General features: G+C 31.3%; 1 protein-coding gene. It reads left to right on the top strand.

Annotation, left to right across the window (positions count from 1 at the left end; genetic code table 11):
* Positions 1-382 (top strand): transposase (locus tag ACLI1A_RS19580; protein ID WP_411410385.1); only part of this gene is annotated, 382 nt, incomplete at its 5' end.
* Positions 383-403 lie beyond the last annotated feature (21 nt).

Raw genomic sequence — 403 nt, 5'->3', positions numbered from 1 at the left:
CACACAAAAGATAAGAGCAGAACTTGTGTTTGGACTATATCCGGATATTAAAAAAGCTTACAAACTATCCCAAAAGCTATCCAAAATCTATAATCAAAATAAAGACCAGATAATTGCATTTACCAAACTTGCAAAATGGCATGAAGAAGTAAGATTAGTAGGATTTAAGTCATTCAATACTATATCAAGAACTATAGAAACTCATTATCAAACCATCCTAAACTATTTTGATAACAAAAGCACAAATGCCTCAGCGGAATCTTTCAATGCAAAAATCAAAAGCTTCAGATTGCAACTTCGGGGAGTAAAAGACTGGACTTTATCTATTCAGATAATGTATAATTTTTGTTTAGTAGCAAACTTTCGTAACTGTGCCAAATAATGATAAAACTCAAACTTTTCC

The sequence above is a fragment of the Flavobacterium sp. RHBU_3 genome, assembly GCF_046613565.1.
In the GTDB taxonomy this organism is placed as follows: Bacteria; Bacteroidota; Bacteroidia; order Flavobacteriales; family Flavobacteriaceae; genus Flavobacterium.
The sequence above is the reverse complement of the archived record's forward strand: the minus strand, read 5'-3'. Positions and strand labels throughout refer to the sequence as shown.